The sequence below is a fragment of the Leclercia sp. UBA2479 genome, from assembly GCF_002341985.1.
Classification (GTDB): domain Bacteria; phylum Pseudomonadota; class Gammaproteobacteria; order Enterobacterales; family Enterobacteriaceae; genus Enterobacter; species Enterobacter pneumoniae.
Window position 1 is genome coordinate 1115613 of the sequence record NZ_DDPB01000009.1, and the last position, 23034, is coordinate 1138646.

Here is a 23034-nt window from a genome sequence, read left to right on the forward strand (position 1 = left end):
ATAAACCGTGTCCCGTACAATTATGCTGATCCCTACCGGAACCAGCGTCGGCCTGACCAGCGTCAGCCTCGGCGTCATCCGTGCTATGGAACGCAAAGGCGTTCGTCTGAGCGTCTTTAAACCTATCGCCCAGCCACGTGCCGGTGGCGATGCGCCAGACCAGACCACCAGCATTGTTCGTAAGAACTCTAATCTGCCCGCCGCAGAGCCGCTGAAAATGTCCCACGTTGAGTCTCTGCTCTCCAGCAATCAGAAAGACGTGCTGATGGAAGAGATCATCGCTAACTATCACGCGAACGCGCAGGACGCGGAAGTGGTACTGGTTGAAGGTTTGGTTCCGACCCGTAAACATCAGTTTGCCCAGTCGCTGAACTTTGAAATCGCCAAAACGCTGAACGCCGAGATCGTCTTCGTGATGTCTCAGGGTACCGATACCCAGGAGCAGCTGAAAGAGCGTATCGAACTGACCCGCAGCAGCTTCGGCGGCGCGAAAAACACCAGCATCACTGGCGTTATCATCAACAAGCTGAACGCACCGGTTGATGAACAAGGTCGCACCCGTCCTGACCTGTCCGAAATTTTCGATGACTCTTCCAAAGCGAAAGTCGTGAAAATCGACCCGGCAAAACTGCAGGAAACCAGCCCGCTTCCAGTGCTGGGCGCGGTGCCATGGAGCTTTGATCTGATCGCGACCCGTGCCATCGACATGGCGCGTCACCTGAACGCCACCGTGATCAACGAAGGCGACATCAATACCCGTCGCGTGAAGTCTGTCACCTTCTGTGCGCGTAGCATTCCGCACATGCTGGAACACTTCCGTGCAGGTTCCCTGCTGGTCACCTCCGCTGACCGTCCTGACGTGCTGGTTGCTGCCTGCCTGGCCGCAATGAACGGCGTTGAAATCGGCGCTATCCTGCTGACCGGTGCTTACGAGATGGACCCACGCGTGAGCAAACTGTGCGAGCGTGCCTTTGCGACTGGCCTGCCGGTATTCATGGTGAACACCAACACCTGGCAGACCTCTCTGAGCCTGCAGAGCTTCAACCTCGAAGTGCCGGTTGATGACCACGAGCGTATCGAGAAAGTTCAGGAATACGTGGCAGGTTATGTGAACGCAGACTGGATCGAATCCCTGACTGCGACCTCCGAGCGCAGCCGCCGTCTGTCTCCTCCAGCCTTCCGCTATCAGCTCACCGAGCTGGCGCGTAAAGCGGGTAAACGCGTTGTTCTGCCAGAAGGCGACGAACCACGTACCGTTAAAGCAGCCGCCATCTGTGCAGAGCGCGGTATCGCGACCTGTGTGCTGCTGGGTAACCCGGACGAGATCACCCGCGTAGCGGCATCTCAGGGCGTTGAACTGGGCGCGGGCATCGAAATCGTTGACCCGGAAGTGGTACGTGAAAGCTACGTTGCACGTCTGGTTGAGCTGCGTAAGAGCAAAGGCATGACCGAAGCCGTTGCGCGCGAACAGCTGGAAGACAACGTGGTTCTCGGTACCCTGATGCTGGAACAGGACGAAGTTGACGGTCTGGTTTCCGGTGCTGTTCACACCACCGCGAACACCATCCGTCCACCGCTGCAGCTGATCAAAACCGCCCCAGGTAGCTCTCTGGTCTCTTCCGTGTTCTTCATGCTGCTGCCTGAACAGGTTTACGTTTACGGCGACTGTGCGATCAACCCGGATCCAACCGCAGAGCAGCTGGCTGAAATCGCTATCCAGTCCGCAGACTCCGCTATTGCCTTCGGTATCGAACCGCGCGTAGCCATGCTCTCCTACTCCACCGGCACCTCTGGTGCAGGTAGCGACGTAGAGAAAGTACGCGAAGCGACCCGTATTGCGCAGGAAAAACGTCCAGATCTGATGATCGACGGCCCGCTGCAGTACGATGCCGCCGTGATGGCAGACGTGGCGAAATCCAAAGCACCGAACTCGCCGGTTGCAGGTCGCGCTACCGTGTTCATCTTCCCGGATCTGAACACCGGTAACACCACCTACAAAGCGGTACAGCGTTCTGCAGACCTGATCTCTATCGGGCCAATGCTGCAGGGTATGCGCAAGCCGGTGAATGACCTGTCTCGTGGCGCGCTGGTAGACGACATCGTCTACACCATCGCCCTGACCGCGATCCAGTCTTCACAGCAGCAGCAGTAACTTTTAGCTGCATTAAAAAGGCGACCCGATGGTCGCCTTTTTTATTTACAGCAGTTCTCTTGCCGCCGACACAATGTCGTGCGCCGTCAGGCCGTACTCGCGTTGCAGGAAGTCCTGCGTGCCCACCTGGCCGTAGCGTTCTTTTACCCCCACCCGCCGCATCGGCACCGGGCACGTTTCCACTAACACTTCAGCCACCGCCGACCCCAGGCCATTGTGAATACTGTGATTTTCACAGGTAACGATACGTCCGGTTTTCTCGGCATAATTTTTCACCAGCATCCGGTCGATAGGCTTCAGGGTGAACATATCGATCACCGCCGCGCTGACGCCCTCCTGTTCAAGCTGCCGCGCCGCCTCCAGCGCCTCTGCGACCATGATGCCGTTAGCAATCAGGGTGATATCGTCTCCTTCGCGTAGCACGTTGCCCTTGCCGATGGTAAAGGTCGAGCCCGGGGCGTAGATGCTCGGGGCTTGCTTACGGATAGTTCGCACCCAGTAAAAGCCCTCGAGGTCAATCAACTGGCGCAGGACATCCTCAAACATGACCGCGTCGGTCACTTCCAGTACCACCGAATGAGCCAGCCCGCGCACAATGCCCATATCTTCAAACGACATATGCGTACCGCCGTTGTGACAAGCGGTAACGCCCGCATCCGAGGCGATGACCTTCACGTTGTTACGCTGATAATCCAGCGACATAAACAGCTGGTCGAAGCAGCGGCGGCTGGCGAAGGCGGTAAAGGTGTGCACAAACGGCTTACGCCCGGTCAGCGACAGCCCCGCTGCGGTACCGATGACGTTGGCCTCCATGATCCCGCAGTTGATGACATGCTGGGGATAATCGCGCGCCACGCCGTCCATCGCCATGGAGCTCATCAGATCCGCTTCCAGGGCGATAATTTCACTCCCCGCTTCAATCTGGCTCGCGACGAATCCGGCATAGACTTTGCGCATCTCGACGGCATCTTTTTGTCCTGTGGGTGCAAGCTTAATCATGTGTGGCCTCCAGCTGGCGAATCGTCTCGGTAAGGGCGGCTTTAACGTCATCAGTCAGTCGCAAATGGTGGGAGTTACTGAGTTGCTCCAGATACGGCACCCCCTGCCCTTTGATGCTGTCCAGGATCACGACCAGCGGTCGCGCATCCGCTTCAGGGATGAGCGATGTCACCTCAAGCAGCCCCGGAATGTCGTCCCCTTTGACCTTGACCACGTCATAGCCAAAGGCGCGGAATTTTCCTTCCAGGTCGAAGGCACAGATGATCTCATCCAGCTCACCGTCCAGCTGTTGTTTATTCCAGTCCACGAAGACCGTCAGGTTATTCAGGCGATGGTGGGCGATAAACTGAAACGCCTCCCAGCACTGCCCTTCGTTCAACTCTCCGTCGCCCACGATGCAGAAGACGCGATTCGCGCGCCCCGCCAGTTTGTGCGACAGCGCCATACCGCCGGCAATGGAGATCCCCTGCCCCAGCGAGCCCGTGGTGGCATCCACGCCACGCGTTTTTAGCCTGTCCGGATGGCTTGGCAGCCGCGTTCCGTTCTGGTTCAGGGTGCTGAGTTCTTCAATCGGGAAGTAGCCTTTGATTGCAAGGGTGCTGTAGAGCGCCGGGCCCGCATGGCCTTTGGATAACACAAAATAGTCACGCTCAGGCCAGTCGGGATCGGCAGGATCAATCTTCATTACCGCGCCGTACAGTACCGCCAGCGTCTCTACCACCGACATACTGCCACCATAGTGCCCGAACCCCAGTTGGGTGAGCGATTTCAGGGTGGCAATACGGATTTCGCGTGCCAGTTGGGTCACTTCATTAACATTCATGATTTGGCTCCGGTATTTTCTTGCGCGCTATTACCCGCACTTTTGTTTTTAGCGAAGAGGTTCCAGGCCACCAGCAGTGCGAACACCGCCACAACCAGACCCGTAATAGCCATTGGCGACAGGTAGCGTGCCAGGTTACCCAGCACAATGCCGATGGCGCCAAAGTCCGCATCAGAGAAGGTGGTGTTGGCAAATCCAATCGCACCCAGCACAGGCAGCAGCAACACCGGCAGGAAGGTAATCAGTAAACCATTGGCAAAGGCGCCTATCATTGCCCCGCGACGTCCGCCCGTGGCGTTGCCAAACACGCCTGCGGTCGCACCGGTGAAGAAGTGCGGCACGACGCCCGGCAGGATCAGCACCCAGCTAAACTGCCCGCAGATAAAGAGTCCAACCAGACCGCCGAGGAAGCTAAACAGGAAGCCAATCAGCACGGCGTTAGGGGCATACGGGTAGACCACCGGGCAGTCCAGCGCAGGACGCGCGTTGGGCACCAGTTTTTCGGAGAAGCCGGTAAAAGCCGGAACGATTTCCGCCAGAATCAGGCGCACCCCCTGCAGGATGATAAATACCCCCGCCGCGAAGGTAATGGCCATGATGATGGCGTAGACCAGATAGTTCTGTCCGCCGCTGAAGGTGGCCTCCACGTACTCACGTCCGGCACTCACCGCCATGATCAGATAGATAATCATCATGGTCAGGGAGATGGAGATAGAGCTGTCGCGCAGGAAGCTTAAATTCTTCGGCAGGTTCATCTCTTCGGTGGAGCGAGAGCCTTTGCCCACCTTGCTGCCAATCCAGCCTGAGAGCACATAGCCGAGGGTACCGAAGTGGCCAAAGGCGATGTCATCATTACCGGTGATGCGCTTCATATAGCGCTGCGCAATGGCCGGGAAGAAGGCCATCACCAGCCCAAGGATCAACGAACCGGTGAAGACCAGCCCCACCCCTTCAAAGCCTGCCACCGTCAGGATCACGCCAATCATGCACGCCATATAAAACGTATGGTGCCCGGTCAGGAAGATGTATTTCAGGCGGGTAAAGCGGGCGACAATAATATTCGCCACCATACCGAAGGCCATGATCAGAGCCGTAGAGGCGCCATATTTTTCCAGCGCAATAGAGACGATTGCTTCGTTATTCGGAATGATGCCCTGAATATTAAAGGCATGTTCAAACATACCGCCTAACGGATTAAGCGATCCCACCAGCACGGTGGCTCCGCCACCCAGCACAATAAAACCCAGAATGGTTTTAATCGTGCCTTTCACCACATCCGAAAACCCTTTTTTCTGCGCCACCAGGCCGATTAATGCAATTAAGCCCACCAGCACCGAGGGTACTTTTAAAATATCAACAACGAAGTTCAGCGATTCAAGGATAAACATATCCACCTCGTCACAGTCAGGGTTAGTGTTTCGCGAACCAGGCGCTAAGCTGCGCTTCAAGTTCGTTGATATCAATGATGTTCTGGATCACCACTAGCTGGCTCTCCGGCACGCTGGCGCTGGCCGCGATATCTTTGGCCATCACGAACAGGTCGGCCGCGCCTGGGGTGGCTGAAGAGAGATCAGAATGCTCCACCTCGGCATCGATATTGAGTTTTTTGAGGACTTTTTTAATGTTCATTTCGACCATAAAACTACTGCCCAGCCCGGAGCCGCAAATCGCCATAATTTTCATTGTTATGCCCTTTTTTGAGTAGAGTACGTCCCCATCACGCTCGAGCGTAATGTGGTTAAAAACGATGTCGGAATTAAAACTAGAAGCGTTCGATAATGGCTTTTATTTCCTCCCGGGTCGTTGCGACATGTAATTGCGCCATATCCTCATCGCTCGAAAATAATTCTGCCAGCGCGGAGATCATTTCGATGTGGCTATGTTTGTCTGGTGCCGCGAGCATGACGATCACATCGACCGGATCAAACTCACCTGCACCAAACGAAATTCCCTCTTTCAACTTCAGCAGCGAAAGACCTAACCCTTTTGCCCCCTCTTCCGGGCGTGCATGCGGCATTGCCAGCCCAGGCGCCAGCACATAGTAGGGGCCAAGCTTCTGGTGTTGCTCGACAATCGCCGTAATGTATTCCGGCGCAATAACGTTCATCTCCAGCAGCGGACGCGCGCAAATTTCAAGCGCCTGCGGCCAGTTTTCCACGCTGTCCTGAAGCTGGATCGTCTGTTCAAAAATCCACTTATTGAGCACGCTTGTTCCTCGTATCAGGGGCTAAGATGGGCAAACTTTATGCAAGCCTACCCAAATTGGCTGCGATCAGGATCACAAAGATAGCGCTACCAATCGTTAACATTCATAAATGTGATAGCGCTATCAAAATGCAATCAGCGCAGCAAATTACAACCAGAAAACGGGATTTAAGGCGTATACTTCGAGCACAGCACGTGACGAACGATAAGAAAAACGTGTGCCAACATGTTGTAAAACAGCAGGAATCTGTATGTCTCTGACCAGAAAAAGGCGAAGTACCGGCAAAGTCACTATTGCAGACGTGGCGCAGCTGGCAGGGGTCGGTACCATGACGGTATCGCGGGCGCTGCGTACCCCTGAACAAGTGTCTGATAAATTGCGTGAAAAGATCGACGCTGCGGTTCATGAGCTGGGCTATATGCCCAACCTGGCCGCCAGCGCGCTGGCATCGGCCTCTTCGTGGACGATTGCTATGGTAGTGCCAAACCTTGCCGAGGCGGGGTGTTCCGAAATGTTTGCCGGCCTACAGCAAGTGCTCCAGCCTGCCGGATATCAGATCATGCTGGCGGAATCACAGCATCGACTTGAGCAGGAAGAAAAATTGCTCGAGACGCTGCTGGCATCGAACATTGCCGCCGCGATTTTACTCAGCGTGGAGCACAGCGAAACGGTGCGCCACTGGCTGCAGCATCGCTCTATTCCGGTGGTAGAGATGGGGGCGATGCGCGCCGACCCTATCGATATGAATATCGGTATTGATAACGTTGCTGCCATGTATGAGCTAACCGAGATGGTGATTCAGCGTGGCTATCAGAATATCGGCCTGCTGTGCGCTAACCAGGAGCAGTGGATTTTCCAGCAGCATTTGCAGGGCTGGTACAAAGCGATGCTGCGTCACCACCTGGCGCCAAACCGGGTTATCAACGCGGCGCTGCCTCCCAGTTTCTCGACCGGAGCATCACAGCTGCCGGAGTTTCTCCTGGCCTGGCCAGAGCTGGATGCGCTGGTCTGCGTCTCAGATGAGCTGGCCTGCGGGGTGCTTTATGAGTGCCAACGCCGGCGAATTAAAGTGCCGGACGATCTCGCCGTTGTCGGTTTTGGCGATAGCGATGTGAGCCGCGTGTGCGTGCCGCCGTTGACCACCATGGCGGTACCGCATCGTAAAATCGGGGTTGAAGCCGGGAAAGCGTTACTGGAACGTCTGAATGACGGAGACTGGCGCGACCATAAACCTATCGCGTCCAGCCTGTGCTTGCGGGAAAGTTGCTGAGGCTTATTCCGCCTCTTCCTCTTTTTCCGGTTTTGCGGATTCGTTTTTGGCGTTGCGGGTCATCCACAGCGCCAGCGCTTTTAATGAATCGGGCGTGAACTCATCGCAACGCGCGGTGATCTCTTCCGGCGTCATCCAGCTGACTTCACTCACCTCTTCTTCCTGAAGCGCAAACGGCCCGTGAGAGACGCAGCTGAACAGCCCACCCCAGACGCGGCAGTTGTCGTCTTCGAAGTAGAACTGGCCATGCTCGGCGAAGGGCACGCCGGCAATACCTAACTCCTCTTCCGCTTCACGACGTGCGGAGTCGAGCAGCACTTCATCGGCCTGAACCACACCACCGGCGGTCGCATCAAGCATACCCGGCATAAAATCTTTCGTTTCGGTACGGCGCTGGACCAGAATTTTACCCATCCCATCATGCACGACGATGTAGGTTGCGCGATGACGCAAGCGCTGCGCCCGCATCTGTTCGCGGCTCGCCTGCGCTATCACCTCATTGTCTTCGCTGACAATATCAACCCACTCTGTACTTGCCAAATGACTCTGCTCCACCATCGGGGAAACCTTCTCTTCATAGCGCTCTCGCGGCGCGTTTACGGTTGAGGTGTAAATTACGGATTAATCGTTGTCTGCGCAATAACCTGACCATTATTCAGCGCCATAACGCACAAATGGTCTCCTTCAAGCCAGCCATAGCTCGCCGGGAATCCCCCTTTCGGGATACTAACGGAGCCGGGATTGAAATGGATGATATCCTCCCGCGCCTCCGCCACTGGAATATGAGTATGACCATAAACCAACACATCGCCAGCGTTCAGCGGCGGCTGTTTATCCGGGCCAAAAAGGTGACCGTGGGTCAAAAACAGACGGCGATTTTCCAGCAAGATTTGCTGCCACGGAGCGGTGATGGGGAACTGGAGCAACATCTGATCGACTTCGCTGTCGCAATTGCCGCGTACGGCAATAATGCGTGAGGCAAATGCGTTCAGACGTTCGGCGACCTGCGCCGGAGCATAGCCTTCCGGCAGCGCGTTGCGCGGACCGTGGTTAAGCACATCACCCAGGATAATCAACCAGTTCGCCCCGCTTTGTGTGAAACGTTCAAGGATCTGTTCAGTTGCGGGCAGAGAGCCGTGGATATCTGAGGCAAACATCAGCTTCATTGATAACTCCTTCTAAAAACCACGGCCTATCTTACCTTATTCAGCCAGCCTTATCAGCCCGGACGCTTCGCGGAAAGGGCCACATAACGCTGCACGGAAGCGCGCTGCCACTGGAACGCGGCATAGTCAGCCAGACGCGGCGGCACCTCATCACCATTCAGTATCAGACGGTTAAGCATCAGCGCCAGATCGGTATCCGCAATACACCATTCGCCAAACAAATTCTGATGCCCCTGAGCCAATAAGGTGCTCGCGGTATCGATAAGTTTACCCGCCGCGCTTTGCGCCCCGGTGCTCAGCGGCGGTTTCTTGGCACCGGCGAACACCACATCGGTGGCGCGCTCTTCGCGTATTGGACCGAGATCGCTACGTAACCAGGCTTGAATTTGCCGCGCCCGGGCGCGTTTTTGCAGATCATGAGGATAGATTCGCTCCCACTCCGGCGGGGCAAATCGTTCCTCAAGGTATTCATCGATGGCCGACGACTCGCTCAGCTCAAAACCGTCGATCTCCAGCACGGGTACCCGGCGGGTTAACGCATAGCCCTGCCACCGGGGATTTAAGTGCTCCCCCTTATCGAGACTCACGGTCTTCAGGGTAAACGGCAGCCCTTTCTCTGCCAGCGCAACGTAAACGCTCATCACGTAAGGGGAAAAGAAATCCGCATCGGACCACAAAGTTATTGCAGGTTGATTCATAGGATGCTCACTGGCTGTAGGGTTTTCATCCAACATATAGTCTGTCGGCCTCTCTGTCACCTGATGAAAAATCACGATGTAGCATCACCACCTATACTCGATCCAGTGCCGTAAAAATGTAGCGACAGGAGTGGAGATGATTGACCTCTATTACGCCCCGACCCCTAACGGACATAAGATCACCCTTTTTCTGGAAGAGGCGCAGCTAGATTACCAATTGATTCGGGTGGATATCAGCCGGGGAGAGCAGTTTCGCCCTGAGTTTCTGGCCCTCTCACCCAACAATAAAATCCCCGCCATCGTGGATAACGATCCCGAGGATGGTGGCCAGCCGTTAAGCCTGTTTGAATCGGGAGCGATCCTGCTCTATCTGGCAGAAAAGTCAGGCACGTTATTGAGCGGGGAGTTGCGCGAGCGGCATGTTACCTTGCAGTGGCTGTTCTGGCAGATGAGCGGATTAGGGCCGATGCTGGGACAAAACCACCATTTCAACTACCATGCACCGCAGCCGATCCCCTATGCCATCGAGCGTTATCAGGTGGAAACGCAGCGGCTTTATAACGTGCTTAACAAGCGGCTGGAAAAAACACCGTGGCTGGCGGGCGATCACTATAGCATCGCCGATATCGCCTGTTGGCCCTGGGTGAACGAGCACGTACGTCAGCGCGTAGACCTGGCGACCTGGCCTGCGGTCAACAACTGGTTTGAACGCATACGTACGCGCCCGGCAACCCAACGCGCCCTGTTAAAAGCGTAATAGAAGCAGGCGTTTTCCGATGAATCCTCATGTATCATGTTGCGGAAAATGACACGGAGGAAGCCTGCAATGTCCCAACACGACGCAATAATCAGAATCAAAAATTTACGCCTGCGTACCTATATTGGTATTAAAGAGGAAGAGCGCGCTAATCGTCAGGATATCGTCATCAATGTGACCATTCACTACCCTGCCGATAAAGCACGCGCCAGCGAAGATATTAACGACGCGCTGAACTACCGCACCATTACCAAGAGCATCATTCAGTTGGTCGAGAATAACCGCTTCTCATTGCTCGAAAAATTAACTCAGGATGTGCTCGATCTCGCACGCGAACATCACTGGGTCACCTATGCTGAAGTCGAAATCGATAAACTTCATGCGCTGCGCTACGCCGACTCCGTCTCTATGACGTTAAGCTGGCAACGCTAAGCGCAACCCTGGAGGTTGTATGCAGATTCTGTTAACCGGCGGAACCGGCCTGATTGGCCGTCATCTGATCCCCCGCTTGCGCCAGCTGGGCCATGAGATCACGGTGGTGACGCGCAGCCCGGAAAAAGCACGGCAGGTACTGGGTAGCGATATTACCCTCTGGAAAGGGCTGGCTGAACGGCAGAATCTCGACGGCTTCGACGCCGTCATCAACCTCGCGGGTGAGCCTATCGCCGACAAACGCTGGACTGAACAGCAGAAGCAGCGTTTATGTAACAGTCGCTGGCAAATTACCCAGCGGCTGGTTGACCTGTTCAAGGCCAGCAATACACCGCCGTCGGTCCTGATTTCCGGGTCGGCGACGGGCTATTATGGCGATTTGGGTGAAGTGGTCGTTACCGAAGAAGAGCCCCCGCATAACGAATTTACCCACAAACTTTGCGCCCGCTGGGAACAGATAGCCTGCGGCGCGCAAAGCGAAACCACCCGCGTCTGCCTGCTTCGCACCGGCGTTGTCCTGGCACCGAAGGGCGGGATCCTGGCGAAAATGCTGCCGGTGTTTAAGCTCGGCCTCGGCGGGCCGATTGGCAATGGACGGCAGTATCTGGCGTGGATCCACGTCGATGATATGGTCAACGGTATTCTGTGGCTGCTGGATAACGATCTGCGCGGCCCGTTCAATATGGTCTCGCCTTACCCGGTGCGTAATGAGCAGTTTGCCCACGCGCTCGGTCATGCGCTGCATCGCCCGGCGGTGGTTCGCGCCCCGGCTACGGCGGTGCGCCTGATGATGGGAGAGTCCGCTGTGCTGGTATTAGGCGGCCAGCGCGCTCTGCCGAAGCGGCTGGAGGCGGCTGGCTTTGCGTTCCGGTGGTTTGACTTAGAAGATGCGCTGGGAGATGTGGTAGGTTAAGCGTAGCGGCCGGTTATGGTACTGTTATTCGCCTGTTTCCCTGCAAGGGCATGACTATGGCGATCATTACCACTCCCCGGCTCTCCCTCTCCCCGTTCGAACCCTCTGACTGGCCCTTTTTCCGCGCCCTGCGTGAAGATCCGGCGATAATGCGCTACATGGCCGCTATTGCCCCTGAGAAAGAGACGCAGCGCCTGTTTGCGCTGCGCCTGACATCGAAACATCTCTTTGTGATTCGCCGCCATGACGATCCCACCCCGCTGGGGGACATCGGCCTGCAAATCAGCGACCACCATCCTGAAGAGGCGGATATCGGTTATACCATCGTGCCCCAGGCGCAAGGCCAGGGCTACGCCAGCGAGGCGCTTCAGGCGGTGTGTGACTATGGGTTTACCCAGGCCGGCGTGAAGGCGGTCAATGCTTATGTACTGGCGGATAACGGCGGTTCAGTGCGGGTGCTTGAGAAAGCCGGGTTTGTCCGTACCCAGGTGCTGGAAAAAGCTTACGAGATTGATGGCGTGCGGTATGACGATTGGGTGTATCGGCTGGAGCCTGATGCGGCCAATTCCCCTCTCCCGTAAAGAGAGAGGAGAAAGCAAAAGGCTACTTCAACGAGCCTTTCAGGAACTGCTGCAAGCGGGCGCTTTGGGGGTTACCTAATACCTCGTCCGGATGCCCCTGCTCTTCGATCTTTCCCTGATGCAGGAAGATAACGTGGTTAGAGACGTTACGCGCAAAGCCCATCTCGTGCGTCACCACCACCATCGTTTTTCCCTCTTCGGCAAGCTGCTGCATAATACGCAGCACTTCGCCTACCAGCTCAGGATCCAGCGCGGAGGTGGGTTCATCGAACAGCAGCACTTCCGGTTCCATTGCCAGCGCGCGGGCAATAGAGACACGCTGCTGTTGGCCCCCTGACAGATGTACCGGGTATTTAATTTGCTGGCGCTCGTCGATCCCCACCTTGGCGAGGTATTTTTCCGCACGCTTGCGCGCGTCTTGTTTGCTTAAGCCCAGCACCTGAATCGGCGCTTCCATCACGTTCTCGAGCACCGTCATGTGGCTCCAGAGGTTAAAGTGCTGGAACACCATCGTCAGGCGCGTACGCAGCATCCGCAGCTGATGCTTATCCGCCACCTTCAGCTGGCCGTCTTTATCACGTACCAGGTTGATGTTCTCGCCGCTGACCACAATTGAGCCTTCGCTCGGCTTTTCGAGGAAGTTGATGCAGCGCAGGAAGGTACTTTTACCCGAGCCGGATGAGCCGATAATGCTAATTACATCGCCGGCGTTCGCCTGGAGCGATACCCCTTTCAGCACTTCATGTTCGCCGTAGCGTTTGTGCAAATCGGTAACGTTTAATTTGTTCTCAGCCATCATATTCTCAGTGCGTCGAAGTAGGTTTGATATGCTGTAACCAGCGCTTCTCCGCCTTGCGGAAGAGGCTAATCAGGACATACGAAATCATTAGATACAACACGGCCGCGATGCCGAAGGCGGTAAAGGGCTGATAGGTCGCTGAGTTAATATCCCGGGCGATTTTCAGCAGATCCGGTACGGTGGCAGTAAATGCCAGTGCGGTGGAATGCAGCATCAGGATCACTTCGTTGCTGTAGGCAGGCAGCGCGATACGCAGGGCCGACGGCAGAATAATGCAACGATAAAGTTTCACCGAGGAGAAGCCATAAGCCCGCGCCGCCTCGATTTCACCATGGGGCACCGAACGGATGGCACCGGCAAAGATCTCGGTGGTGTAGGCACAGGTATTCAGCGTCAATGCCAGTACCGTACAGTTCAGGCCGCTACGGAAAAAGGCGTTTAACATTTCGGTGCCTTTTACAATCTCCAGCGTATACATGCCGGAGTAGAACACCAGCAGCTGCACGTACAGCGGCGTGCCACGAAAAATGTAGGTAAACAGCCAGATCGGGAAGCGGATGAATTTATTGTTTGATACCCGGCCAATGGCGAGAAACACCGCCAGGATACCGCCCATCACCACGGATGAAATCAGCAGCCACAGGGTGATGGCCACGCCGGTAAAGCGATAGCCGTCGGTCCAGAGCAGCGATTTCCAGTACTCCTGAATAATCTCGATCACAGGTCAGCCCTCTTCACACCCACGGAGTAACGACGTTCGAGCAGCAGCAGTACACCATTGGAGACGGTGGTAAAAACCAGATAGATAACGCCACAAACAATGGCGAAGTAGAACGGCTCCCAGGTGCTTTTGCCTGCCAGCTGAGTGGCTTTCACAACGTCTTCCAGGCCCAGCAACGAGACCAGCGCCGTGGCTTTGAGGATTACCTGCCAGTTGTTGCCAATGCCCGGCAACGCAAAGCGCATCATGGCCGGAAACATAATTCGACGGAAGGTCTGAGAGGAGGTAAAGCCGAAGGCGGTGGCCGCCTCGATATGGCCTTTGGGTACCGCGAGATAGGCGCCGCGGAACGTTTCCGTAAAATAAGCACCGTAAATGAAACCGAGGGTGATGATACCCGCCACCATAGGATCAATATCGATCTGCCCCATGCCAATGGCATCGGTCACGCCGTTTAGCGCAATCTGCAGGCCGTAGAAAATCAACAGCATCAGTACGAGGTCAGGTACACCGCGAATAAGTGTGGTATAGCCTTCGAAAATCAACGCCAGCGCGCGATTTGCCGAAAGTTTTGCCCCCGCGCCCGCCAGGCCTATCAGCACGGCCAGCACCACGGAACTGAGAGCCAGTTCCAGGGTGACCAGCGCGCCTTGTAGAATAACGCCAGAAAATCCGTACAGCATACAGCCTGCCCTGTCGTGAGTGTGGTCAACCGTGTCTTTTCCCCTCCCGAAGCGGGAGGGGGCGCACGTTATTTAGCGGGGCTTAACCGCCGTATACGTCGAAATCAAAGTACTTTTTGGCGAGTTTTTCATAGGTGCCGTCGGCACGCATCTCTGCAAAGGCTTTGTTCAGCGCTTCACGCAGCTCGTTATCTTCTTTGCGCAGCCCCATACCGGTGCCGACGCCGAAGAGCTTCTCGTCCTTAATAGACGGGCCGCCGAACTTATACTCTTTTCCGACCGGCTGCTTCAGGAAACCTTCGCTGGCCGCAACTTCATCCTGGAAAGCGGCATCGATACGGCCCGCAGTCAGGTCGGCGTAGATGTTCTCCTGGCCCTGATACGAGACGATTTCAATCCCTTTTGGTGCCCAGTGTTCGTTACCGTAGGTCTCCTGAGTGGTACCCTGCAGCACACCTACGCGTTTACCTTTCAATGACTCAACGGTCGGCTGGATATCGGAGGATTTGGCCACAACCAGACGGGAGTCGGCTGCATAGAGTTTGTCGGTAAAGGCAATCTCTTGCTGACGTTTTTCGGTGATGGAGAGTGACGACATGATGACGTCGATTTTCTTCGCTTTAAGCGACGGAATCAGCGCGTCCAGTGGGTTTTCAACATATGAACATTGTGCTTTGATCCGTTTGCACAGCTCATTCGCCAGATCGATGTCAAAACCGACCAGTTCACCCTTCGCATTCTTCGATTCGAACGGGGCATAAGTTGGGTCAGTACCGATACGAATTTTTTGCGGAATTGCTGCAAATGCCGCGGTGGCGCTGGAAAAGGCCAGAACCAGAGAAAGTGACAATACCAATTTTTTCATATCTATCCTCAACAAACTGTCTTCTTACGGGTTTTCTACGTCGACGGGGTGTAAGTAATGTGCCATTAATCCACGCGACAAGGCAAAAGAATATGCTCGCCCTGCGCCAAAAAGTGCATCATTACTGCTTAATTATTCACTTTATAACCAGCCGGACACGGGACATGCACTCTTCTGGTTCACGCTCACCCGCCATGCACCATAATGACCCACCATTATGGTGCATTCGCTTAAAGCCGATTAATCACCGTAGACATTGAAGTCGAAGTATTTTTTCGCCAGTTTGTCGTAAGTCCCATCTTTGCGCAGGTCGTCGAAGGCTTTATCGAAGGCCGCTTTCAGCTCAGTATCGTCCTTACGCAGGCCGATACCGGTACCGTCACCAAAGTATTTTTTGTCTTTAACCGATGGGCCTGCAAAAGCAAACTCTTTGCCCGCTGGCTGTTTCAGGAAGCCTTCGCTGGCCGCAACTTCATCCTGGAATGCCGCATCAAGACGGCCCGCCGACAGGTCAGAGTAAATCAGATCCTGGTTCTGGTAGGCCACCACATCCACCCCCTTCTCACGCCAGTTGGCATTAGCGTAACCTTCCTGCGTCGAGCCCTGCAGCACGCCCACATGCTTACCTTTCAGCGAGTCGATGGTCGGCTGTACGGGGGAGCCTTTTGCGGCAATCAGACGCGAATCTGCTGCGTAGAGTTTTTCAGAAAACGCGATCTCCTGCTGGCGCTTCTCAGTAATGGAGAGCGACGAGATAATCGCGTCAATTTTCTTGGCTTTGAGGGACGGGATCAGCGCATCGAAATCGCTGCCTACCCAGGTACATTTCACAGACATGCGTTTGCACATCTCATTCCCCAGATCGATATCAAACCCGACGAACTCCCCTTTCGCATCTTTAGATGAGAATGGCGCATAGGTCGCATCGGTACCGATACGTACGGTTTGCGGAAGCGCTGCGTAGCTCCCTGCGGCCGCGCTTAATCCCACCAGCAAAGACAGAGCCAGAACCGTCTTCTTCATACATTTACCCTCAAGTATCGTGATTTTATTATCTGTTGTGTTGTGTGTTGCAGGCATTGTCTTGCAGGTCTTATGCCATTTTGACGTCGGTATAAAAATTCAACGTTTAATATGTTAATGAAAGGTTGCAAGAATGCCTTAATGGTGAAAGATAGCAGGTCTGCCAAACGAACCGCAGCGAGGAGAGGGCAAAAAAGGAATTAAATGTTGAGGATATGATCGCTGTTGCATAATTGCCCTGAAACAGGGCAACGCGGTGTTTTATCGCACTCAGCCAGTGCACATTTTTAGCTACCCTGCCAGCGGGTAAAAAGATCGGCAGGCAGTTCAATGTCGAACTGATCGATCACGCGATTAACCGTTTGATTGATCACGTCATCCAGACTTTGCGGGCGATGGTAGAACGCCGGCACCGGCGGCATAATTACTGCGCCCAGTTCTGCCGCCTGAGTCATCAGACGCAGATGCCCCAGATGCAGCGGCGTTTCACGCACGCACAACACCAGCGGACGACGTTCTTTTAGCACTACATCGGCCGCACGCGTCACCAGGGTGTCGGTGTAGCTGTTCACGATGCCAGACAAGGTCTTAATCGAACAGGGCAGTATGACCATTCCCGATGTTTTAAACGAGCCAGAAGAGATGGTGGCGGCGATATCACGGGCGTCATGAATGACGTCGGCCAGAAACTGAACGTCGCGCAGAGAGAGGTCTGTTTCAAGGGAGAGGGTTTGGCGCGCCGCCTGGCTCATTACCAGATGGGTTTCCACGTCCGGCACGTTACGCAGCACCTGCAGTAAACGCACACCGTATATGGCACCGCTGGCACCTGAGATCCCTACTATCAGTCGTTTCATGATTTTCGCCCTTTCCAGTTCAGGGCTGACTGTGCAGGATTTTGCGAGGAGTTGCAAGCGAGGGCCACTGCCCTCGCTTGCTTCGGCGATTAGCCTTCGTTATGCATCTCTAAGCTTTCAAGATCGTTCTGCATCTGAACCGCTTTTGCGTCGTCATTTCGCAGGGAATCGAGATAGTCGAGATACTGCTGATCGACATCTTTCGTGACGTAAATACCGTTAAATACTGAGCATTCAAACTGCTGAATATCCGGATTTTCCGCACGCACCGCCTCGATGAGATCGTTGAGATCCTGGAAAATCAGGCCGTCCGCGCCGATGATCTGGCGAATCTCGTCCACTTCACGACCGTGGGCAATCAGCTCGTTCGCTGTTGGCATGTCGATACCGTAGACGTTCGGGAAGCGGATTTCCGGCGCTGCAGAGGCCAGATAGACCTTCTTCGCTCCGGCTTCACGGGCCATCTCGATAATCTGCTCAGAGGTCGTGCCGCGTACAATAGAGTCATCAACCAGCAGCACGTTTTTGTCGCGGAACTCAGCGCGGTTGGCGTTGAGCTTACGGCGCACAGATTTACGGCGCAGGTGCTGGCCTGGCATGATAAAGGTACGACCCACGTAGCGGTTTTTCACAAAACCCTGACGATAGGGTTTACCCAGAATACGTGCCATCTCCAGTGCGATATCGCAGGAGGTCTCCGGGATGGGGATCACCACGTCGATATCCAGATCTTCCCACTCACGCGCAATCTTCTCGCCAAGCTTGGTTCCCATATTCACACGGGCGCTGTAGACGGAGATTTTATCGATGAAGGAGTCTGGACGCGCGAAGTAAACATACTCGAACAGACACGGATTGCTGACCGGATTATCCGCACACATGCGGGTGAACAGCTGCCCTTTCTCGGTGATGTAAATCGCTTCGCCTGGCGCGACATCACGCAGGAATTCAAAGCCCAGGGTATCCAGCGCCACGCTCTCAGAGGCCACCATGTATTCGGTACGGCCGTCGCCCATGTCACGTTTACCCAGCACCAGCGGCCGGATACCGTTCGGGTCGCGGAAGGCAACCATACCGTGGCCGATAATCATCGCTACGCAGGCATAAGCACCACGGATCAGACGGTTAGTGGCAGCCACGGCAGCAAAAATGTTATCTGCTTCAAGCGGATAGTGACGGAAGTTGTCCAGTTCACTGGCAAAAATATTCAGCAGAATTTCAGAATCAGAAGTGGTGTTAATGTGGCGACGCTTCTCTTCGAACAGCTTCTGGCGTAACTCGTGCGCGTTGGTCAGGTTGCCGTTGTGAGCAAGCGTGATGCCATACGGGGAGTTTACATAGAAAGGCTGTGCTTCAGAGGCGCTGGAACTACCAGCGGTAGGATAACGAACGTGACCAATACCCATATTACCTTGCAGACGCTGCATATGGCGGGCTTCAAACACATCGCTTACCAGGCCATTCGCCTTACGTAAACGGAAGCAGTTGTTTGCATCAATAGTGATGATACCCGCAGCATCCTGCCCACGGTGCTGAAGCACCGTTAACGCGTCATAAATCGACTGGTTTACCGGCATGAAACCGGCGATACCGACAATACCGCACATTCGTCTTTTCCTCGTTAAGCCACATCTCAGAACCGATCAGGTTCTGGGCAAGAAACTCGACGAGCTTTGCAGATAGTCAAAGAACCATCTGATGATGAAACTGAATTGTGGAATCAGCTGCGATTTCTGCCAGTCTTCACTTTTTGAGAACCCGGTAAAGGTATCAAGGAAGAACAGTATCGCCGCCACAATCAGCGCGCCTCGCAACGCCCCAAAACAGATGCCGAGCACCCTGTCCGTACCTGACAGACCGGTTTTCTCGACCAGCTGACCTATCACATAATTGACGATAGCGCCGACAATCAACGTCGCGATAAACAGTACCGCGATGGCGATTCCGTTTCGGACCAGTTCATCTTCAAAGCCCGTGAACCAGACAGACAGGTAAGTGTAGTAATGACTGGCAACGAAGAAGGCACAGCCCCAGGTTACCAGCGATAACGCTTCACGAACAAAGCCACGGATCAGGCTAACCAGACAGGAAAAACCAATCACCGCAATGATGGCGTAATCAATCCAGACCATATATGTCCCACGATTTAACGCCCTGTCATCCAGTTCGGGGCGAATTCTAACAGAAAAAGAAAACGTTTGCGTAGGGATTTCCTTCCCATGCGTAAATAAAAAAGGCGTTGAAAAAATAGTCAACGCCTGTGGCGGGTTACGTCTCTGCGGACGGATGCCCCGGCCCTTATCGGTTAAGAAACGGGCCTATAGCGCGCGTCAGTTCGCGCTATAATTCATCACCACACCGCTCAATCCTGAGAGCTGATTGAGTTCCCCCAGCGAGCCTTTTAGCTTCTCTTTTGAGGCATCAGGCCCGACGAGAATACGGGTGATTTTACCTTGTACCGGTGTACCAGGTGAAGTGTAAGCGCGATACCCCGCGCCACGGAGTTTGGCAACGATCTCGTTAACCTTATCCGCATTTTTCAGCGCGCCGAGCTGCACCACATACGCTTTGCCAGTCGGTGCGGGCTTCTCTTCCGCCGCCGGTTTCGCTGGAGGCGTTTCCGTGGCTGCGGCCAGTTGGTCGCGAGTATTATCACGCTGCGGCTTCGGCTGCGGTTTCTCGGCAGGCTTCGGTTTTTGTACCGACTTTGGCGCAGGCTGTTCTGCCTGTACCGGCACGGGATCCAGTTCGCCATTATTACTGGCGGCCATGCGCGCAGGATCTATTGACGGGGCAGCGGCATCGCCCGCCTGCACCTCTTCTGCGGCGCCTTCAGGCGGCTGAGCAGGCAGGGCCTGCGTCGCGGCAGGCAGCATATCCGGCTCATCACGGTCGCCAGGTTTTGGTACCAGCGGGATCGCCGCGAACTCATCCTGATAATGTTTTTTCTGCCCGTCGAGCAGCCCCGGGAGGATGATCACCCCCAGCGCTACCAGCACAATGGTTCCTGCTAAACGGTTCTGAAACTTACTTGCCACCGGTTCTCCCCGCGTCCATCACTTCCATGACATGTGCCACCGTGTGGAACGACCCACACACCAGCACGGTATCTTCTGGTCTGGCATCGGCCATGGCTGCATGCCAGGCCTGCTCCACGCTCTCAAAGCGTTTGCCGTCGCCGAGGTGTTCCGTCAGCTGTTCGGCAGACGCGCCGCGTGGACCTTCCAGAGGAGCACAATACCAGCTATCGACCGCACTCTCCATGCAGGCCAGCGTCCCCGCAATGTCTTTATCATGAAGCATACCGATAACCGCCAGGACACGCCCGGTTTTTGGCAAGCTTTTGAGACGTCCTGCAAGGTACGCCGCAGCGTGGGGGTTATGGGCGACGTCAAGTATCACGCGCGGTGCGTCACTGACAATCTGAAAACGTCCCGGCAGTATGGCATGCTGAACGCCCTCCCGAATCGCCTGCTCGCTGACGGCCAACCCACTGGCTCGCAGGGCAGCAAGCGCGGTGGCGGCGTTCGGCTGCGGCACCTGCGGTAGCGGCAAGTTTTCGAGCACGCCCTTCGCGTCGCTAAAGCGCCAGTCGTATTCGCTCACGGCATAATGCCAGTCAACGTCACGGCGCAGCAGCGTGGCTCCCTTCTCCTGAGCCACATCGGCGATGGTATGCGGCATATCGGGCTCCCCCACTACGGCAGGTTTGCCGGCGCGGAAGATTCCCGCTTTTTCGCGGCCAATGCTTTCGCGATCCGGACCAAGCCAGTCGACATGGTCCAGCGCGATGCTGGTCACCACGGCCAAATCCGCATCCACCATATTGGTGGCATCCAGACGGCCGCCGAGACCCACTTCCAGAATGACGACGTCAAGCTGCGCCTGCTTAAACAGCCACAGGGCCGAGAGCGTTCCGTACTCGAAGTAGGTTAATGAGATATCACCGCGCGCAGCCTCGATCTCGGCAAATGAAGCGGTGTGGGCTGCTTCAGTGAGCTCCTGATTCTGTACGCGCACGCGCTCTGTGTAACGTACCAGGTGCGGGGAGCTGTACACCCCCACTTTGTAGCCGGCGGCCATCAGCACCGCTTCCAGCGTACGGCAGGTCGTGCCCTTGCCGTTAGTACCTGCGACGGTAAAGACAAAAGGGGCCGGTTTCAGAACATCAAGGCGCGCCGCCACCTGACTCACACGGGCAAGGCCCATGTCGATGGTTTTACTGTGCAGGTTTTCCAGATAAGAAAGCCACGCGGCCAGAGGCGACGTGGCTTGAGGGATTGGGTTCTTTTCCATGATGCGCACTTTTCAGTTACGGTGAGAAAGCAAAAGGGCAGCGCCGTCTGGCCCTGCCCTTTGCAGTTATCAGGCCTCGGGTTCCTGATGCGGTACGACCACGCCTTCGCGCGGCTCATCCGGAGACGGCGATGGCAGATTCATCAGCTTCGCCAGGATGCTTGCCAGTTTCAGGCGCATTTCCGGGCGGCGGACGATCATGTCGATAGCGCCTTTCTCGATGAGGAATTCACTGCGCTGGAAGCCCGGCGGCAGTTTTTCACGTACCGTTTGTTCGATAACACGCGGACCGGCAAATCCGATCAGCGCTTTAGGTTCAGCCACGTTCAGGTCGCCCAGCATTGCAAAGCTCGCTGATACGCCGCCCATAGTCGGGTCAGTCAGGACGGAGATGTACGGCAGTCCACGCTCCTGCATTTTAGCCAGTGCCGCAGAAGTTTTCGCCATCTGCATCAGTGACATCAGCGCTTCCTGCATACGCGCCCCGCCGGAGGCGGAGAAGCAGATCAGCGGGCAGTTGTCTTCCAGCGCCTGCTCAACGGCACGCACGAAGCGCGCGCCCACGACAGAACCCATCGAGCCGCCCATAAAGGCGAACTCAAACGCCGCCGCGACAACCGGCATCTCGTGCAGCGTGCCTTTCATCACAACCAGGGCGTCTTTCTCGCCGGTCTCTTTCTGTGCAGAGGCCAGACGATCTTTGTATTTCTTGGAGTCACGGAACTTCAGCACGTCTTTCGGCTCAAGTTCGCTACCCAGTTCTACCAGAGATCCCTCATCCAGCAAGCTATGCAGGCGGTTACGCGCCGACATACGCATGTGATGGTCGCACTTCGGACAGACCTCAAGATTACGCTCGAGCTCGGCGCGGTACAGGACCTGACCGCAGCTGTCACACTTGGTCCACACCCCTTCAGGAATACTCGCCTTGCGGGTGGGGGTTATGTTGCTTTTAATTCGTTCAATCCAGCTCATTGATAACCTTTCTGCCTGAACCTGGTTCTATGCCAGTTTTGCTGTAAGGGGCGCATAATGCCATTTTTGCCCCCAACAGACCATGAATGTTGCACATTAAAACATAACAGCCCGAAACTTTGGACAAAAAAGTGGTCGAACCGCTAATGCGCCTTTACTTCGCTTGCTTAGCCGCCGCGCGTCGGTGACGAATAATCTCAATCACGCCCGGCAGGATGGACACCACAATTATCCCAACGATCAGGAGCTTAAGGTTTTCCTGAATCATCGGAATGGTGCCAAAGAAATAACCCGCGTAAGTAAAGCTGAGCACCCACAACAGGGCCCCCGTCACGTTATAGAGGGCAAAATGACGGTAGGACATATGCCCCATCCCCGCAACAAAGGGCGCAAACGTCCTGACGATAGGCACGAATCGCGCGAGGATAATGGTTTTCCCGCCGTGCTTCTCGTAAAACGCGTGGGTTTTATCCAGATAGCTGCGACGGAAAATTTTCGAGTTCGGGTTACTGAATAACCGCTCGCCGAACAACCGCCCTATAGTGTAGTTCACCGCATCGCCGACGATAGCGGCAATCAGCATTAGCACCACCATCAGGTGAACGTTCAGATCGTTGGTCTCAAGCGACGCCAGCGCGCCCGCGACAAACAGCAGCGAATCGCCCGGTAAAAACGGCGTCACCACCAGCCCGGTTTCACAAAACAGGATCACAAACAGAATGGCATACACCCAGACGCCGTATTGCGCCACCAGTTCAGCCAGGTGAACATCAATATGCAGAATGAAATCAATCAGAAAGCGAATTAAATCCATATTG

General features: G+C 55.2%; 26 protein-coding genes. 6 read left to right on the forward strand and 20 right to left on the reverse strand.

Features of this window, described 5'->3' with window-relative positions; translation table 11 throughout:
- The first annotated feature begins 7 nt into the window (after positions 1 to 7).
- Entirely contained in the window at positions 8 to 2152 is a 2145-nt protein-coding gene (gene pta, locus B3B59_RS14925; RefSeq protein ID WP_040074663.1) for a phosphate acetyltransferase, read from the forward strand.
- 45 nt (positions 2153 to 2197) lie between these two features.
- Here pta and B3B59_RS14930 read toward each other — a convergent pair whose 3' ends face one another.
- From B3B59_RS14930 to B3B59_RS14950, 5 genes are all read right to left on the reverse strand, one after another.
- Positions 2198 to 3151 carry a transketolase family protein gene (locus B3B59_RS14930; RefSeq protein ID WP_040074662.1) on the reverse strand — a complete coding sequence of 318 codons (954 nt, stop codon included), beginning with the start codon at positions 3149 to 3151 and terminating at the stop codon, positions 2198 to 2200.
- Complete coding sequence (locus B3B59_RS14935) at positions 3144 to 3974, reverse strand: transketolase (RefSeq protein ID WP_212477673.1); 831 nt, start codon at positions 3972 to 3974, stop codon at positions 3144 to 3146. Before B3B59_RS14935 ends, B3B59_RS14930 begins: the two co-directional genes overlap by 8 nt.
- Positions 3971 to 5362: a PTS ascorbate transporter subunit IIC gene (locus B3B59_RS14940; RefSeq protein ID WP_040074659.1), complete on the reverse strand. Its 1392-nt coding sequence runs from the start codon at positions 5360 to 5362 to the stop codon at positions 3971 to 3973. Before B3B59_RS14940 ends, B3B59_RS14935 begins: the two co-directional genes overlap by 4 nt.
- 22 nt (positions 5363 to 5384) lie before the next feature.
- Entirely contained in the window at positions 5385 to 5657 is a 273-nt protein-coding gene (locus B3B59_RS14945) for a PTS sugar transporter subunit IIB (protein ID WP_040074658.1), read from the reverse strand.
- A gap of 79 nt (positions 5658 to 5736) precedes the next feature.
- Positions 5737 to 6180, reverse strand: coding sequence for a PTS sugar transporter subunit IIA (locus B3B59_RS14950; RefSeq protein ID WP_046884681.1), 444 nt, complete (start codon positions 6178 to 6180; stop codon positions 5737 to 5739).
- Between the two features lie 250 nt (positions 6181 to 6430).
- Between B3B59_RS14950 and B3B59_RS14955 the strand changes: the two genes are divergently transcribed.
- Positions 6431 to 7450 carry a LacI family DNA-binding transcriptional regulator gene (locus B3B59_RS14955; RefSeq protein WP_040074654.1) on the forward strand — a complete coding sequence of 340 codons (1020 nt, stop codon included), beginning with the start codon at positions 6431 to 6433 and terminating at the stop codon, positions 7448 to 7450.
- A 3-nt stretch (positions 7451 to 7453) separates the two neighbouring features.
- Here the strand turns inward: B3B59_RS14955 and yfcD are convergent, their stop codons facing one another.
- Genes yfcD through yfcF form a run of 3 tightly spaced genes read right to left on the reverse strand, consistent with a single transcriptional unit; the run spans position 7454 to position 9314 of the window.
- A complete protein-coding gene (yfcD, locus tag B3B59_RS14960; RefSeq protein WP_040074653.1) occupies positions 7454 to 8008 on the reverse strand; it encodes an NUDIX hydrolase YfcD in 555 nt (184 codons plus the stop codon).
- A gap of 56 nt (positions 8009 to 8064) precedes the next feature.
- A complete protein-coding gene (gene yfcE, locus B3B59_RS14965) occupies positions 8065 to 8616 on the reverse strand; it encodes a phosphodiesterase (RefSeq protein ID WP_046884678.1) in 552 nt (183 codons plus the stop codon).
- 53 nt (positions 8617 to 8669) lie between these two features.
- Positions 8670 to 9314 (reverse strand): glutathione transferase, encoded by a 645-nt coding sequence (yfcF, locus tag B3B59_RS14970; RefSeq protein ID WP_046884921.1) that lies wholly within the window; start codon positions 9312 to 9314, stop codon positions 8670 to 8672.
- A gap of 136 nt (positions 9315 to 9450) precedes the next feature.
- Between yfcF and yfcG the strand changes: the two genes are divergently transcribed.
- From yfcG to B3B59_RS14990, 4 genes are all read left to right on the forward strand, one after another.
- Positions 9451 to 10071, forward strand: coding sequence for a GSH-dependent disulfide bond oxidoreductase (gene yfcG / locus B3B59_RS14975; protein WP_046884677.1), 621 nt, complete (start codon positions 9451 to 9453; stop codon positions 10069 to 10071).
- Between the two features lie 69 nt (positions 10072 to 10140).
- The gene (gene folX / locus B3B59_RS14980; protein ID WP_040074650.1) at positions 10141 to 10503 is read left to right on the forward strand and encodes a dihydroneopterin triphosphate 2'-epimerase; all 363 of its coding nucleotides are present in this window, start codon (positions 10141 to 10143) and stop codon (positions 10501 to 10503) included.
- 19 nt (positions 10504 to 10522) lie between these two features.
- On the forward strand, positions 10523 to 11416 hold the full coding sequence (locus B3B59_RS14985) for a TIGR01777 family oxidoreductase (protein ID WP_286809448.1): 894 nt from the start codon (positions 10523 to 10525) through the stop codon (positions 11414 to 11416).
- Between the two features lie 56 nt (positions 11417 to 11472).
- Positions 11473 to 11997: a GNAT family N-acetyltransferase gene (locus tag B3B59_RS14990; protein WP_046884675.1), complete on the forward strand. Its 525-nt coding sequence runs from the start codon at positions 11473 to 11475 to the stop codon at positions 11995 to 11997.
- A gap of 22 nt (positions 11998 to 12019) precedes the next feature.
- Here B3B59_RS14990 and hisP read toward each other — a convergent pair whose 3' ends face one another.
- From hisP to B3B59_RS15050, 12 genes are all read right to left on the reverse strand, one after another.
- On the reverse strand, positions 12020 to 12793 hold the full coding sequence (hisP, locus tag B3B59_RS14995; protein ID WP_040074647.1) for a histidine ABC transporter ATP-binding protein HisP: 774 nt from the start codon (positions 12791 to 12793) through the stop codon (positions 12020 to 12022).
- Positions 12794 to 12800: 7 nt separating this feature from the next.
- Positions 12801 to 13517: a histidine ABC transporter permease HisM gene (hisM, locus tag B3B59_RS15000; RefSeq protein ID WP_040074646.1), complete on the reverse strand. Its 717-nt coding sequence runs from the start codon at positions 13515 to 13517 to the stop codon at positions 12801 to 12803.
- Positions 13514 to 14200, reverse strand: a complete 687-nt coding sequence (locus B3B59_RS15005) for a histidine ABC transporter permease HisQ (protein ID WP_040074645.1) — start codon at positions 14198 to 14200, stop codon at positions 13514 to 13516. Before B3B59_RS15005 ends, hisM begins: the two co-directional genes overlap by 4 nt.
- An 82-nt stretch (positions 14201 to 14282) precedes the next feature.
- A complete protein-coding gene (gene hisJ / locus B3B59_RS15010) occupies positions 14283 to 15065 on the reverse strand; it encodes a histidine ABC transporter substrate-binding protein HisJ (RefSeq protein ID WP_207292154.1) in 783 nt (260 codons plus the stop codon).
- Positions 15066 to 15305: 240 nt separating this feature from the next.
- On the reverse strand, positions 15306 to 16088 hold the full coding sequence (gene argT, locus B3B59_RS15015) for a lysine/arginine/ornithine ABC transporter substrate-binding protein ArgT (RefSeq protein ID WP_040074643.1): 783 nt from the start codon (positions 16086 to 16088) through the stop codon (positions 15306 to 15308).
- Positions 16089 to 16375: 287 nt separating this feature from the next.
- Positions 16376 to 16945, reverse strand: a complete 570-nt coding sequence (locus B3B59_RS15020; RefSeq protein ID WP_286809449.1) for a UbiX family flavin prenyltransferase — start codon at positions 16943 to 16945, stop codon at positions 16376 to 16378.
- An 89-nt stretch (positions 16946 to 17034) separates the two neighbouring features.
- Complete coding sequence (gene purF / locus B3B59_RS15025; protein ID WP_040074641.1) at positions 17035 to 18552, reverse strand: amidophosphoribosyltransferase; 1518 nt, start codon at positions 18550 to 18552, stop codon at positions 17035 to 17037.
- Between the two features lie 36 nt (positions 18553 to 18588).
- The gene (gene cvpA / locus B3B59_RS15030) at positions 18589 to 19077 is read right to left on the reverse strand and encodes a colicin V production protein (RefSeq protein ID WP_040074640.1); all 489 of its coding nucleotides are present in this window, start codon (positions 19075 to 19077) and stop codon (positions 18589 to 18591) included.
- 198 nt (positions 19078 to 19275) lie between these two features.
- Complete coding sequence (gene dedD, locus B3B59_RS15035) at positions 19276 to 19983, reverse strand: cell division protein DedD (protein WP_046884673.1); 708 nt, start codon at positions 19981 to 19983, stop codon at positions 19276 to 19278.
- Positions 19973 to 21241: a bifunctional tetrahydrofolate synthase/dihydrofolate synthase gene (gene folC, locus B3B59_RS15040; protein ID WP_286809450.1), complete on the reverse strand. Its 1269-nt coding sequence runs from the start codon at positions 21239 to 21241 to the stop codon at positions 19973 to 19975. The genes dedD and folC overlap by 11 nt, the downstream gene beginning before the upstream one ends.
- A 69-nt stretch (positions 21242 to 21310) precedes the next feature.
- A complete protein-coding gene (gene accD, locus B3B59_RS15045; RefSeq protein ID WP_040074637.1) occupies positions 21311 to 22216 on the reverse strand; it encodes an acetyl-CoA carboxylase, carboxyltransferase subunit beta in 906 nt (301 codons plus the stop codon).
- A gap of 154 nt (positions 22217 to 22370) precedes the next feature.
- Positions 22371 to 23030 (reverse strand): DedA family protein, encoded by a 660-nt coding sequence (locus tag B3B59_RS15050; protein ID WP_040074636.1) that lies wholly within the window; start codon positions 23028 to 23030, stop codon positions 22371 to 22373.
- Between the last annotated feature and the right edge of the window lie 4 nt (positions 23031 to 23034).

Bases quoted from the DNA above. Each gene is read 5' to 3' on its own strand.
- B3B59_RS14955 (WP_040074654.1), top strand. From the start codon at position 6,431: ATGTCTCTGACCAGAAAAAGGCGAAGTACCGGCAAAGTCACTATTGCA.
- folC (WP_286809450.1), bottom strand. From the start codon at position 21,241: ATGGAAAAGAACCCAATCCCTCAAGCCACGTCGCCTCTGGCCGCGTGG.
- B3B59_RS15020 (WP_286809449.1), bottom strand. From the start codon at position 16,945: ATGAAACGACTGATAGTAGGGATCTCAGGTGCCAGCGGTGCCATATAC.
- hisP (WP_040074647.1), bottom strand. From the start codon at position 12,793: ATGGCTGAGAACAAATTAAACGTTACCGATTTGCACAAACGCTACGGC.
- B3B59_RS15005 (WP_040074645.1), bottom strand. From the start codon at position 14,200: ATGCTGTACGGATTTTCTGGCGTTATTCTACAAGGCGCGCTGGTCACC.
- cvpA (WP_040074640.1), bottom strand. From the start codon at position 19,077: ATGGTCTGGATTGATTACGCCATCATTGCGGTGATTGGTTTTTCCTGT.
- yfcG (WP_046884677.1), top strand. From the start codon at position 9,451: ATGATTGACCTCTATTACGCCCCGACCCCTAACGGACATAAGATCACC.
- argT (WP_040074643.1), bottom strand. From the start codon at position 16,088: ATGAAGAAGACGGTTCTGGCTCTGTCTTTGCTGGTGGGATTAAGCGCG.
- B3B59_RS14930 (WP_040074662.1), bottom strand. From the start codon at position 3,151: ATGATTAAGCTTGCACCCACAGGACAAAAAGATGCCGTCGAGATGCGC.
- B3B59_RS14940 (WP_040074659.1), bottom strand. From the start codon at position 5,362: ATGTTTATCCTTGAATCGCTGAACTTCGTTGTTGATATTTTAAAAGTA.
- B3B59_RS15050 (WP_040074636.1), bottom strand. From the start codon at position 23,030: ATGGATTTAATTCGCTTTCTGATTGATTTCATTCTGCATATTGATGTT.
- B3B59_RS14945 (WP_040074658.1), bottom strand. From the start codon at position 5,657: ATGAAAATTATGGCGATTTGCGGCTCCGGGCTGGGCAGTAGTTTTATG.
- hisJ (WP_207292154.1), bottom strand. From the start codon at position 15,065: ATGAAAAAATTGGTATTGTCACTTTCTCTGGTTCTGGCCTTTTCCAGC.
- yfcD (WP_040074653.1), bottom strand. From the start codon at position 8,008: ATGGTGGAGCAGAGTCATTTGGCAAGTACAGAGTGGGTTGATATTGTC.
- B3B59_RS14985 (WP_286809448.1), top strand. From the start codon at position 10,523: ATGCAGATTCTGTTAACCGGCGGAACCGGCCTGATTGGCCGTCATCTG.
- yfcF (WP_046884921.1), bottom strand. From the start codon at position 9,314: ATGAATCAACCTGCAATAACTTTGTGGTCCGATGCGGATTTCTTTTCC.
- B3B59_RS14935 (WP_212477673.1), bottom strand. From the start codon at position 3,974: ATGAATGTTAATGAAGTGACCCAACTGGCACGCGAAATCCGTATTGCC.
- yfcE (WP_046884678.1), bottom strand. From the start codon at position 8,616: ATGAAGCTGATGTTTGCCTCAGATATCCACGGCTCTCTGCCCGCAACT.
- folX (WP_040074650.1), top strand. From the start codon at position 10,141: ATGTCCCAACACGACGCAATAATCAGAATCAAAAATTTACGCCTGCGT.
- accD (WP_040074637.1), bottom strand. From the start codon at position 22,216: ATGAGCTGGATTGAACGAATTAAAAGCAACATAACCCCCACCCGCAAG.
- B3B59_RS14990 (WP_046884675.1), top strand. From the start codon at position 11,473: ATGGCGATCATTACCACTCCCCGGCTCTCCCTCTCCCCGTTCGAACCC.
- purF (WP_040074641.1), bottom strand. From the start codon at position 18,552: ATGTGCGGTATTGTCGGTATCGCCGGTTTCATGCCGGTAAACCAGTCG.